The sequence below is a fragment of the Paenibacillus sp. FSL H7-0942 genome (assembly GCF_045040715.1).
Taxonomy (GTDB): Bacteria; Bacillota; Bacilli; order Paenibacillales; family Paenibacillaceae; genus Paenibacillus; species Paenibacillus amylolyticus.
The window spans coordinates 6,415,988-6,429,297 of record NZ_CP150279.1 but is presented as its reverse complement, the minus strand read 5'-3'; the positions used below and the strand labels follow the sequence as shown (position 1 = coordinate 6,429,297).

The following is a 13,310-nucleotide window of genomic DNA, read 5'->3' as shown; positions in this document are numbered from 1 at the left end:
GTCATTGCATTTAACCAAACTGGGCTTGATGCAGTCGGCTGTACGAGCCTTTACGCGCGAGCAGTTCTTCATGACTTCCTTGTTCAGCAACGCTGCCATTCTCCACCACCACGATGCGATCGGCGTGTCTAATGGTCGCCAGTCGATGGGCAATCACCAATGTCGTACGGCCCTGAGCCAGCTCGGACAAGGCCAGTTGAATGGCAGCTTCCGTCTCGGTATCGAGCGCGGAAGTGGCTTCATCCAAAATGAGAATAGGTGGGTTTTTCAGGATCATTCTGGCGATAGACAGACGTTGCTTCTGTCCGCCGGACAATTTCACGCCACGTTCACCGATCATGGTATCGAGTCCATCTGGCTGGGACTGTACCAGCTCTTCCAGTTGGGCCCGGCGAATGGCTTGCCAGATTTCCTCATCGGAAGCATTCAGTTTGCCGTATGCAATATTTTCTCGAATCGTTCCATCAAACAGGAAAATATCCTGCTGCACAATCCCGATATGGGAGCGCAGTGATTCCAGTGTCATGTCCTTCACGGGAATGCCATCAATGGAGATATGTCCTGCATCCACATCGTAGAAACGTGGGATCAGACTGCATAGCGTAGTTTTTCCCCCGCCGGAAGGTCCAACCAGAGCAACCGTCTGGCCTGCCTGGATATCCAGATTGACCTCAGACAGCGTAGGTTTGTGTTCTCCATAAGAGAAGGTAACGTTATGGAAAGCAATATCTCCTTTGACATCCGGAATCGGTTTCGCTTGTGGTGTATCTTCTACATCCGGTACAGCTTCAAGAAGCTCCAGGTAACGTCTGAATCCGGCGATGCCTTTGGGATACGTCTCGATGACAGAGTTAATCTTCTCGATCGGTCCGAGGAATACATTGGAGAGCATCACAAAAGCGATGAATTCCCCGTAGGTCATACTGCCTTGAATGACAAACCAGGTTCCACATACCAGTACAAACAGCGATACAAATTTCATCAGGATAAAACTAAGTGAAGAGTTCCAGGCCATAATACGGTAGGTGATTAGTTTTGTAAGCCGGAAACGTTCATTGTTCTCAACGAAACGTCCTACTTCATGTTTTTCATTGGCAAAAGCCTGTACCACACGGATGCCGCTCACATTGTTCTCTACTCGTGCGTTATAATCGGCGATATCCGCAAACATGCGCTTGAACGCCTTGGACATTTTGCGACTGAAATACAGCGACAGGTAGATCATCAGCGGCACAATGATGAACGTCATCACAGCCAACTGCCAGTTGATCCCCAGCATAATCCCGAAAGCTCCAGCGAGTGTCATGAGGGCAATGAATAGATCCTCGGGTCCATGATGCGCGATCTCACCAATATCCATCAGATCGTTGGTCATGCGGGAGACCAGATGCCCGGTCTTATTGTTATCGAAGAAGCGGAAGGACTGTTTCTGTACACGCTGGAACAGTTCACGCCGCATATCGGATTCGATGTTAATACCGAGCTTGTGGCCCCAATAGGTCACTGCATAATGGAAAAAGGAACTGAGCAGGTAGATACCGAGCAACCCGACACACGCCGCTAAGATCATGGACCAATTGCCAGCCGGAAGCAGTTGATCGACCACCCGGTTAACGGCGAGTGGAAAGGCCAACTCCAGCAGAGCGGCAGCGATGGCACAGGAGAAGTCCAATATAAAGAGCCTTTTGTAAGGACGATAATAAGACATAAAACGGCGAAGCATATGTAAGTCCTCCTCAAAATGACATAAATGCCCGAGCAGGCTCATTAGCCTGTCCGGACACCTGTATTCATGCTTATGTTATTTACGGTTTTGCTCGGCACGTTCTACGATCATATCGGCGAATTCCTCAGCCTGACCTTGAATCGCAATCGGGTCGAAGTACCAGTAACGGTCTTCCAGCAACTCATACACCTGATTGTTTTTCACAGCCGGCAGGGATTGCCAGATGGAATCGCCTTGGTAATTTTTATTGTTCTCTCCAACGGTTAAGAAGATATGATCCCCTGCATAATCACCAACAACTTCACGCGAAATTTCTTTCCATTGGGTATCACCCATCAGTTCTTTTTTGGTGATTTCGAGTGGGGCAAGTTGCAAAGCACTGTAGACCGCTTGTCCTCCTCGACCAAAATTGTCTCCATATCCATAATAACTTTTGTCGGATACTTCAAGGATGGAGAAGGTTTCCTCCGGTTTAATGACTGTTTTCACCTTAGCGCGAGCGGCTTCAATCCGTTCATCGTACGTTTTCAGCCAAGCTTCGGCTGCTTCGGATTTGTTCATCAGCTCTCCGAATCCCCGGATTTCGTCGTGTACATTGGTGAAAGTACCATACGGAATGACCACGGTCGGTGCGATTTTTTGATAACTCTCAATTTCGCTGGCCTGATCAGAGTAGGTAATGATCAGATCCGGGTTCAAGGCAACAACCTTCTCCATGGATACCGCCGCCCGATCACCAATACTCTCTATGCCCGCTACCTGATCTGCATAGAACGGGTTTTCCAAATAATATTGAACAGCACCAACGGGTTTCACACCCAGTGCGAGCAGATCACTTACGTACATATCGGTAACGATTCGTTTCGGTTCAGCCGGAATTTCAACATCTCCGCTTAATGACTTGTAGATCCGTGTAGCATTTGAATTGTCTGAACCGGACGACGTGTCTGTGTTCGTCTCGGAAGAGGCTGTTGTTGTTTCGGTTCCCGCTGCCGAAGTCTGTTCAGTGGCAGTCGAGCCTGTTCCGCTGCTACATGCAGCCAGAATCATAATGATGGCGAGCATAAGCAGCAAGCCGGAAAAGCGTTTTTTTGCAGCAAACATATTTTTGTTCCCCCTGTGCATAATCAATAATGATTATTATTCTCATTAATAACATAGAGGAAGATGTGATATTTGTACATGGACAACTATGATCACTACTGCATGGACAATTATGATGTGAGGTGACGCATGATATGCTGCAACTGCTCCATAACGGACAAGGGATCAAATCCATAGAACATGTCGGCATCAATCTCGTATACACGTCCTTCACGAACGGCGGATAGGGTGCCCCAGGATTCCTGATTCAGCAGGTTATCCAGCATTTCTCGTTCGGCAGGTTCCTCAGGGAAGGCGACAAACATGTGATCTGCGGCATACAAGTGAATCTCGGACAACGGAACATGAACGTACCCCGTAAGTAACTGCCCATCCTGCTCCATACGTGACGGCGGAGTGAAGCTCAGCGATTGATACAGCACATGAGAAGCTCTGCCCCAGCCATGACCATAGATATAAGCGCCGTCCTCTCCAATCATAAACATGCAAACGGCGGACCCTCGTGTTCCTTCCATCTGTTGGTCTAACGTATGATTGGCTTCTTGCTCAAGTTGATGATATTGATCTAACAACGCCTGTGCATTGGACTCAAGCCCGGTAATTCGGCCCAAAAGAAGAAGCTGCTCCTGCCAATCAATTTCCTCAAAGGGCATCAGAATGGTTGGTGCGATCAGACGTAGTTCATCAGAAGCGGGATGTGGTGCATACCCGATAATGACATCGGGCTGAGCGTTTGCAATCAGATCCGTATGTTTAACAAGCTCATATTCGGAATGCTGCTCAAATTGCTCATGACCATCATGAACATGTTCACCACGTTTTTCTTCCATCCAGCTGGCGACGGCACCCATGTGGGGAGTGTGACCCAATGCCAGAAGTGAAGCCGTATAGTTGTAAGTCAAAGAAACAATCTTTTTGGGCATTTTCCGGTAGTGTGTTGGTGCTGATCCAACCATCTGTTTGAATTTGCGGCTCAGATAAAAGGTGTCCCTGTAGCCTGTCAGTTGTGCAATCTCCTGTAGCGTAGGGTTCGCGAACAACAGATGTTCCTGAGCCATCCTGATTCTGAGACGAGTTACATATTCAACAAACGTAAGACCTGTATGTTTCTTGAACTCCCGTGAGAAATGCTCAGGACTCACATTTGCATCCCGTGCCAATTGTTCGCGGGTTAACGGATGGGTATACATCTGATGGATATGTCTGAGCACGGCATCGAGCCAGGAGTGATCTTCATGAGCAGAATGAGCCGCATGATCCCGCAAAATATCCAGTAACTCATAGAAAAGCATATGTGGCCTGAAGGGGCTGGAATCACGGCCTGCCGTACTGGCTTGAACCAGCTCTACTGCCCTGTCGGTGAGAGTGCGACTTCCAATGGGAACTGGTATCCCGAACGGCCAGAACAGCTGTTCATTTTCAGTGGAATCAAAAGCAATAGCAATGCCCTGTACTGGCGACAGGGAGCCGCGCTTGTTCTCGTGCTGAAGCAGGCTTCCAGCTTGCCGAACGAATGCACAGCCTGCATTTAATGTCAGTTTACCCTCTGTACTGATCAGCCTGGCCTGGCCAGCAGTAATGACGTATAACACATGAAGTGTGCTCCACATCTCATCTGTACGGGAGAACGCCTCACGGTCATGAAGTTGCACCAGATGGCGCAGCTTGAACAGGGCAGCGGGGATGGACTGAATCTTCTGCAAGGAAACGGAGCGGGACAGCGATTTTTTATGGTAAATAGGCTTGGAAATATTCATTTGATAACTGTCTCCTTACATAAGTCAGCAGGGACAGTATTCGTCTCATGCCCCTGGTGTACTGGCGTAATTCTCGGATCTCGACTATTATGCAGTATATACTATAAACGGAGTGACGTGGATGGACAGATTGAACAAATCAACTTTTTATTTGAAAAATAGATAAAGTGGTTGAAATCGCTATCAACACCGACTATAATGAAAATGTCGAAACGTTTCAATCTGGCGTTTACTGCCAGTTTCATTGTATTAGGCACGAACTGTTTATAGAGCGCCAGATTGAAAGACGTGTCATGACCATCACTAATGGTAGGGATTGGAACGGGAAGCATTCAACCGTGGCCCCATAAGGATGGGAACGAGGATTTTTTTGAGAACACCTCGAAACGTTTCGATTGACATCCATCCCTATGATATGTATAAAGATTAATAAACGATAATGAAGGATTTAGTGGTTGTTCTAACCATGTATCGTATAAAATGTAGATAACCTTGAATTTGTTTTAGTTTAGAAGGAGCGAACGTGGAATGGCAACGATTAAGGATGTGGCAAAGCTGGCAGGTGTAGCACTCTCGACTGCTTCCTATGCGCTGAGCGGGGATAGCAAGGTTAGTGCCAAGACCAAGGCTAAAGTGCTTGAGGCAGCACGAGAACTGAATTACCGCAAGAACGGCTTTGCCATGGACCTGAAACGGAGCCGGACAAACACGATCGCTTTGATCCTGACCGATCTGTCGGGCCCGTATTACTCGGAGTTGATCCGTAGTGTACAGGATGTAGCCCTCGCGAACGGGTATGACCTGATTGCTTGCAGCTCCATGGGTGGACGGGATTCAACGGCAGTGCGATTTTTGCGTGAAAAAAGAGTAGATGGAGCCATCATCCTGGCGCATAACATTCATGATGATATTCTGGTAGAATCTGCCGGTCATCGTTTTCCGATCATTGTGATGGATCGTCAGCTGTCGAGTGACCATCTGGTCAACGTGCTGGTGGATGGAGAGCAGGGTGGTTACCTTGCAACCCGCCACTTGATCCAGGCTGGACATCAGAAGATTGCTTATATCAGTGGCCCATCCAACTCGTATGACAACGCGCTCCGTTACCAAGGGTATCTGCGAGCGATGCGGGAAGCGGGACTTGAAGAAAAGTCCAAATGGCGTCTGAACGGTAATTTTGTACGTGAGGGCGGATACAGTGCAACCAAAATGATGATCATGCAGGGCGATCTTCCCTCAGCGGTATTTTACGGTAACGATGAGATGGCGATTGGTGGCCTGAAGGCATTGGAAGAGCGTGGTGTATCGGTGCCGGATGACATTTCCGTGATCGGTTTTGATGATATTCAGTTGTCCGAATATGTGCATCCACCGCTGACAACGATACGCCAGCCGAAGCATGAAGCCGGGTCGCTCGCCGGACATCTGTTATTCCAGATGCTCAATGGCGAAGCGGTTGACCCTTCATATACGCTAACGATTAATATGATCGAGCGCAGCTCTGTACGTTCGATTTAGACCAAGTCTGAACAATAAAGAACTGTCTGCATGCTGAAGTAAAAGTTTAATGATGGGGTTATCGTCCGGACGGGCTGTAAAAAGCCGGTTTGAAGAGGCCCCTATTCTTTTTCAGATTTATCGAAACGTTTCGATTTTAACTAATTCAAGGAGTGAACCTTATGACAACGATGATTAATGAACCGATCCGGTTAAGTGCCGGAGAGTTATCCTTTACCTTTTTGAACAGTGGCGACCTATACCAAGCTACATCCGGCACAACGATGTTAAACCAGTTGCTCAGCAACCAGATTGATGGATCTTTGAACAACCTGTACCTGCGTGTACACGAGGGAGAGAATATCAGCTCGTTCCCGTTGCTCGGTGTACGTTCGAACAGCAAGGTGATTACAAGCAAGGCACAATCCAGCAACCAGTTGATCTGGGAGGGCACAGTCCAGCTGGAAGGTAGCGAAAAAGGCATTGGCTATCAGGTCGTATTTACAGCTACACCTCAAGGTGTATGGTTCTGGGATGTGAAGCTCACAGGACAACAACATAACGTAGATGTGGTATACGGACAGGATGTTGGGCTTGCAGATCCAGGTGCGGTACGTAGTAATGAGGCTTATCTGTCACAATACATTGACCATACGGTGTTTGAAGATGAGGCGAAAGGCTATGTCGTTTGTTCCCGTCAAAACCAGCCTCAGGGCGGTGCATTTCCATATATGCAACAAGGTTCCCTGACGAAAGCAGTTGGTTACTCCACAGATGGATTCCAATTCTTCGGTCTGTCGTACAAGGAAACGAATCAACCAGAGAGCTTGAATCGCCCAACGCTGGCAAATGAGACATATCAGTATGAATTTGCCTATACGGCATTGCAATCTGAACTGCTGAATCTGAACGGAGAAGCTCAGGTGGTCTTTTATGGACTGGCGAAGCCTAATCATGCCGAAGGGATCTCTGCACTGGAATTCGGAGATGAAGTTACAGCAGCATGGAATGAAGTACAGGCTCTGACTGTGGAAAATGGTGACACGTTGGAACAGGTAAAACTGTCCTCCTTCCTTGGTGAACCACTGGTTACGCTTGACCTGACGCAAGATGAGATTCATGATCTGTTCCCTGATCGTCATCAGGAAGAGCACAGCGGTGAGGAACTGTTATCCTTCTTCACAGGCAGCTATGAGCATATCGTTCTGAAAGCAAAAGAATTGCTCGTAGAGCGTCCACACGGTCACATTCTGATGAGTGGTGGCAACGTGCAACTTGGAGCACAGGTTATTACGACAACATCGTATATGTACGGTATTTTCAACTCACAACTCGTTATTGGTAACACCAATTTTAATAAAATGATCAGTAATGCTCGCAATGCATTAAACGTGCCGAAAACGGCGGGACAACGCATTTATGTGGAAATGGACGGACAATATCGTCTGCTGACGATGCCTTCCCTGTTCGAGATTGGCTTCAACTATGTACGTTGGATCTACAAAACGGAATCCGATACGATCATCGTGACGAACTATACAGGGGCACATACTACCGAAGTGAGCATGAACGTACGCTCCACAAGTGGCACAGCATACCGTTACCTGGTAACAAACCAAATTACGATGAATGTGAATGAATACGAGTATCCGCTGCATATGACGCAGGATGGCGATACAATGATCTTCAAGGCTGATCCACAAGCGATTAGTGCAGGAACGTACCCAGATCTGCAATACCGCATGTCGGTGGATGGCGCAGCTGTGAATGTAGGGGACGAAACGTTGCTGGCAAGTGGTATCCGCAGTGGTTCCGCATCACTGGTTACACTTAGTCTGGAAGCAAGTGCTGAATGGACGCTGAAGGTACAAGGGGTATTGGAAGGCCAAGCGGACAGCGGAGTGGTAGCAGGTTCAAGCCTGACGTTTGAAGAGGAGGTGCAGGCATACCGCGAGTTCTTCGCAGGTGTGATGAACGGGTTCCGTTTGTCCCGTGGCGAAGGTCAGAGTGCTGAGGATCTGTTCAAAGTAAATGCGCTGGCTTGGTGGTACACCCACAATATGCTGGTTCACTACTCCGTGCCTCACGGTTTGGAGCAGTATGGCGGCGCGGCTTGGGGTACACGGGATGTGTGCCAAGGTCCGGTGGAGTACTTTATGGCAACGCAAAAATATGAGCAAGTTCGCGATATCATCAAAATGGTTTATACCCACCAATATGAAGATGATGGCAACTGGCCGCAATGGTTCATGTTTGATAAATACTTTGCGATTCAACAGGAAGAGAGTCATGGCGACATCATCGTATGGCCGTTGAAAGTGCTGGCCGACTACCTGACAGCGACTCGCGACTATGCAATCCTGGATGAGAAAGTACCTTATACCGTTAAACATAGCTTCGGGTTCACGGAAGAGACGGCAACGGTACTGGATCACGCGAAAAAAGAGATTGAATATATCCGTTCGCACTTCCTGCACGATACGTTCCTGTCTTCCTACGGAGATGGCGACTGGGATGATACGCTCCAACCAGCCAATGCACAGCTGAAGCAATACATGGTAAGCAGTTGGACGGTGGCATTGACGTATCAGTCCGTGAATGTGCTCTCGCAAGCGCTGAAATTCAAGGATGCGGACTTTGCACAGGAGCTTGACGTGCTGGCTCAAGGCATCCGTGAGGACTTTAACCGTTACATGCTGGGCACAGATGTGATTCCAGGCTTTGTATACATGGAAGAAGCGGACCAAGCGAAGCTGATGCTTCATCCAACAGACACAGAGACAGGCATTCAATATCGCCTGTTGCCGATGACGCGCAGCATGATTGGTGAGTTGCTGAATGCGGAGCAAGCAGAGTCTCATTACGCATTGATCCGTGAACAGTTCCTGTGCCCGGATGGCGTGCGTCTGATGAATCGTCCAGCTCAATATGCTGGTGGTGTAAGCACACACTTCAAGCGTGCAGAGCAAGCGTCTAACTTCGGACGTGAGATTGGTTTGCAATATGTGCACGCCCATATCCGTTACGTGGAAGCGATGGCGAAGCTGGGTAAGACAGATCAGGTGTGGAATGGTCTCGCGATGATCAACCCGGTTGGTATTGGCGAGGTTGTACCTAACGCGGAGATTCGCCAAGCGAACTCGTACTTCAGTAGTTCGGACGGCAAGTTTAATACGCGTTATGAGGCACAGGAGCATTTTGACCAGCTTCGTAAAGGCACTGTACAGGTGAAAGGCGGATGGAGAATCTACTCCAGCGGCCCTGGAATCTACATGAACCAACTGATCTCCAATGCACTTGGCATTCGTCAAGAGGGCGGCGATCTGGTCATTGACCCGGTATTGCCAGCTGAGCTGAACGGCATGCAATTCGAATTTGAGTATGCAGGTGAGCCAGTGACGTTCATTTATCACTTGAACGAAGGTGCTGTGAGCCGTGTAGCGGTGAATGGCAAAGACATTCGTACTGAGCGTACAGCGAACCGTTACCGTCAAGGCGGAGTAAGCATCTCACTGGATGAGTTCAGACAAGCACGCAGTGCAACTGAGCGTACGGTTGTTGATATCTATATGTAATTTCATAGCATGATGTACACCAAGGTCATCCTCCTTTAATCAAGGCGGGATGGCCTTTTTGGCATATGCTCATAATCCACTAGCGCAGCGGGACCGCCAGCAACGTGTACAACAGCTCATTATGCCGCACATGCTTGGTTACATAGCCCTGTTGTTCCAGCCAGCTGCATAGCTCACCCAGCCGAGGGAAGTGACGCTCGCGTAAGGCGCGCAGCTGTTCCTCGTGTCCTGTGGTTTCTGCCTGCCGAATATAGGAATCACGGTGAGTCGCATCAACAAACATCAGATCGGTTAGGCCGATACGTCCGCGCGAGGTTAATACCCGCTGCATCTCCTGTAAGGCCAATAGTTGCTGATCTGGACTCAGATGATGGAAAGCAAAGCTGGATACAACAAAGTCGAAGGAATGATCGGTAAAAGGCAACGCCATAAAATTACCAAGTTTCACATGCATCTCGGGATATTTGGTACGACATCTGCGTAGCATCTCCCGGGATTGGTCGATTGCAGTCATGTCTGCGCCGCGCTGTAGCAGTTTCCCAGCCAAATTACCTGTGCCGGTACCAATATCGAGTCCTTTCTCACCAAGGGCGGGAGAGATCCAATGAGCTGTCTGTTCGAGCGCTTCGTCATAGTTGTGATACAGATAAAAGGAAGACTGTACCGTATCATTGGAGTCGCTCTGCGTGGAATGATCTGCATCCTGGTGTGGATGTGCAACTTCATTCTCATCGCTTATAGGTGAGGCGTTGGCCGAATGATGCCTGCCCTCTGAATTGGAGTGTTCAGTACTGACTCTGCCTTCCGCCTGCACTCGCTGATCATGGATGGCTGCCTGCGTGTCATAATTCCACCGATCATGCCAGTTCTGCCGTGCTTCGCGCAGGCGACGGGCATTGTCCGCGAGATCGTGCAGATGGCTGACATCCAACGGACCATCCTGACGATTCAGATCAATCATGCGCTGGGTTGTATCCATCATACGTTTGAGCTCAATCCACTGGGCATACATGACGGCCTGTTGCAGTTCCAGATATTCTTCCAGCCGCTGCTGATTCCCTTGATCAATCTCTCCTAGCGCATGTGTAATATCCTGTAGCGACATGCCAATCTCACGCAGTGCAGCAATGGTCTGAAGCCGCCAGATATCATTCTCCGTATAGGTACGATACCCGTTACTGGACTGTTTGGCGGGGAGAATTAATCCTTTTTCCTCATAAAAACGAATGGCTCTCGCCGATATACCAAGCCTGCTTGCTGCCTCTTTGATGTTCATCATGCATCCCCCTCCTTATCGAATCAGTATAAACCATGACGTTACGGCAAGGTTAAGTGTTTATTTCATTTTGCGAAAAGGTTCAATACCGAGTGGAATTTTAGTCAAAGCTGAGGCTATGCTACAATATATAGAACAAAAAAACTTAAATAGTGGAGTAAACGAACAATGTCTTCCTATTCCTAAGTTTCTCAACGTTCTTAACTCTCTTAACTTTCCCGACGTTGTAGCGCACAGCGTTGTCGACTATAGCACGAAAGGTTGAATCATTATGCTTACCAGCCATACATTTACGATTCGTCCATCCGAGATTAAAGATGCAGCCCAGCTAATGGAGTTGGATACCCTGGTATGGGACAAATACACCTCTCCTGCACCGATGCAATGGCGTTCCAGGCAACAATATCTGCAACATTGCCCGCCAGGCAGTCAATTGATTGCGGTGCAGGGAGAGCGGGTATGTGGTTATGTGGGCTTTAATCCAGCCACAGGTATGCCCGTCAACCGTCATGTCTACGAGATTCATATTGCGGTTCATCCTCATGATCGGCGTTGTGGCATTGCCACAGCTTTGATGGATGCCATTAAGCAGCATGCGGCCCAACAAGGCGTTCGCAAGCTCAGGCTACGTGTACTTTCCAGCAATCCGGGAGCCATCACGTTTTATACACAGTGTGGATTTGTGACGGAAGGCAGGTTGGTTTCCGAGTTTTATATCGGAGGCAAATATGTGGACGATATTCTTATGGGTTATTTTATCCAGACCAAATAGAAACATAGCTGAGGAGGAGGAACAACGATGGACATGGGACTTCAAGGTAAAAAAGCACTGGTGCTGGCTTCCAGTCGAGGACTGGGCAAAGCGGTAGCCGCTCAATTGGCAGCAGAAGGTGCTGACGTCATGCTTGCCAGCCGGAGCGAAGAAAAGCTCGCAGCAGTGAAGCAGGAGCTTCTAGCGCTTGGTGGTGGCGGACGTGTGGAATATTGTGCAACCGATGTGACACGCAAGGAAGATATTGAGGCTCTTATTCACAAGACAGCGGAGCTGTTTGGACAGATTGATATTCTGGTGAACAATTCGGGTGGCCCGCCATCGGGTTCATTTGAGTCACTGACGGATGAAGATTGGGAACGTGCATTTGAATTAAATGTGCTCAGTTATGTAAGGCTGATTCGTGGCGCTCTTCCTTATATGAAAGAAAGCGGAGGACACATTGTCAATATCGCTTCAACTTCGGTGAAACAGCCCATTCCGGGTCTGGTGCTGTCCAACACGTTCCGTACTGGCGTGTTTGGATTGGCGAAGACGTTATCCCAGGAGCTGGCTCCATACGGAATTTTGATCAACACGGTGGCGCCAGGACGTATTGCAACAGACCGTATACGTGAGCTGGATGCAGCACGGGCTGAGCAGAACGGAATCAGTGAGGAGGAGGTATCTGACCAATTCCGTAAAGAGATTCCACTGGGCCGTTATGGTCAACCAGAGGAGTTTGCCAAAGCGGTGGTGTTCCTGTTATCCGGGGCCAATACGTACATTACCGGAACCTCATTGATTGTGGATGGTGGCATGGTCCGAGCACTCTAAAAGTCATGGATACAATAAAATAAATACCCTCTGTCCACCACATTCCGTGGAGATCGAGGGTATTCGTGTTGATCTATTATGTTGGGAGAGATTACTCCCGATTCATTATGTAGGCGAATTAGCGCAAGAGTTCCCATTCATGCTGAAGCATACCGTATACTGCATGGTTCACGTAACCTTTAGGCAGTTTCTCTGCCTGACGAATGACACCCTCGAGAACAAATCCGAGTCTTTCAGGGATAGCGCGACTCCGTTTGTTATTCGTTGCCGAGCGAATCTCGACGCGATTCAGATCCAGGGTCACCAGAGCATAATCAACCAGAACGCGACAAGCGCTTGTCATCAAGCCTTGACCCTCAAAGCCTTTTCCAAGCCAATATCCGATGCTTACCGAGCGGTTGGTCCAGTTAATCTCGTGGAATCCGATGACGCCGGCTAGATCTCCTTTTGACCATACCCCAGCGGTGAAGCCGCCATTCTCGGCACCTTGTTTTAACGCGTTGGTAATGAAGTTCGAGGTGTGTTCCACTTCTGTCACATGATCCACCCACGGCAACCAATGTCTCAATTGATCCCGCGAACGATCCGTCAGTTCGAACAGCGGTTTGGTATGTTCCATGGCCAGTGGCCGGAGTTCGGTATATTCATCCAATGAATAGGTAAACATGAATGCAACCTTCTTTCTTTGTATAGTGTTGTTCAAAAAAGTCCACTTTTGATTACGAATTATGCCTAGCGGCATGATCAGCATCGAATATTAAAACCAGATTTTTTGAACACGTATTTG

9 protein-coding genes are annotated in these 13,310 nt (G+C 48.5%); 4 read left to right on the top strand and 5 right to left on the bottom strand.

Annotation, left to right across the window (positions count from 1 at the left end; translation table 11 throughout):
• Window positions 1-10: 10 nt before the first annotated feature.
• The 3 genes from MHI48_RS28175 to MHI48_RS28165 all read right to left on the bottom strand — a co-directional run bounded on the left by MHI48_RS28175 (window position 11) and on the right by MHI48_RS28165 (window position 4,587).
• Window positions 11-1,723 (bottom strand): ABC transporter ATP-binding protein, encoded by a 1,713-nt coding sequence (locus MHI48_RS28175; RefSeq protein ID WP_076319266.1) that lies wholly within the window; start codon window positions 1,721-1,723, stop codon window positions 11-13.
• A 78-nt stretch (window positions 1,724-1,801) separates the two neighbouring features.
• On the bottom strand, window positions 1,802-2,830 hold the full coding sequence (locus MHI48_RS28170; protein WP_076253663.1) for an ABC transporter substrate-binding protein: 1,029 nt from the start codon (window positions 2,828-2,830) through the stop codon (window positions 1,802-1,804).
• A gap of 110 nt (window positions 2,831-2,940) precedes the next feature.
• Window positions 2,941-4,587 (bottom strand): ABC transporter substrate-binding protein, encoded by a 1,647-nt coding sequence (locus tag MHI48_RS28165; protein ID WP_405142403.1) that lies wholly within the window; start codon window positions 4,585-4,587, stop codon window positions 2,941-2,943.
• Between the two features lie 528 nt (window positions 4,588-5,115).
• Here MHI48_RS28165 and MHI48_RS28160 point away from each other — a divergent pair.
• Window positions 5,116-6,105 carry a LacI family DNA-binding transcriptional regulator gene (locus MHI48_RS28160; protein WP_076253661.1) on the top strand — a complete coding sequence of 330 codons (990 nt, stop codon included), beginning with the start codon at window positions 5,116-5,118 and terminating at the stop codon, window positions 6,103-6,105.
• 161 nt (window positions 6,106-6,266) lie between these two features.
• Complete coding sequence (locus tag MHI48_RS28155) at window positions 6,267-9,659, top strand: GH36-type glycosyl hydrolase domain-containing protein (protein ID WP_405142401.1); 3,393 nt, start codon at window positions 6,267-6,269, stop codon at window positions 9,657-9,659.
• A 79-nt stretch (window positions 9,660-9,738) separates the two neighbouring features.
• Here MHI48_RS28155 and MHI48_RS28150 read toward each other — a convergent pair whose 3' ends face one another.
• Window positions 9,739-10,938 (bottom strand): methyltransferase domain-containing protein, encoded by a 1,200-nt coding sequence (locus MHI48_RS28150; RefSeq protein ID WP_405142399.1) that lies wholly within the window; start codon window positions 10,936-10,938, stop codon window positions 9,739-9,741.
• A gap of 268 nt (window positions 10,939-11,206) precedes the next feature.
• On the opposite strand from MHI48_RS28150, the gene MHI48_RS28145 reads away from it, so the two are divergent.
• Window positions 11,207-11,707, top strand: coding sequence for a GNAT family N-acetyltransferase (locus MHI48_RS28145; protein ID WP_405142397.1), 501 nt, complete (start codon window positions 11,207-11,209; stop codon window positions 11,705-11,707).
• A 27-nt stretch (window positions 11,708-11,734) separates the two neighbouring features.
• Window positions 11,735-12,523, top strand: a complete 789-nt coding sequence (locus MHI48_RS28140; protein ID WP_047840749.1) for an SDR family oxidoreductase — start codon at window positions 11,735-11,737, stop codon at window positions 12,521-12,523.
• Between the two features lie 118 nt (window positions 12,524-12,641).
• Here the strand turns inward: MHI48_RS28140 and MHI48_RS28135 are convergent, their stop codons facing one another.
• Complete coding sequence (locus MHI48_RS28135) at window positions 12,642-13,190, bottom strand: GNAT family N-acetyltransferase (RefSeq protein WP_036612698.1); 549 nt, start codon at window positions 13,188-13,190, stop codon at window positions 12,642-12,644.
• Window positions 13,191-13,310 lie beyond the last annotated feature (120 nt).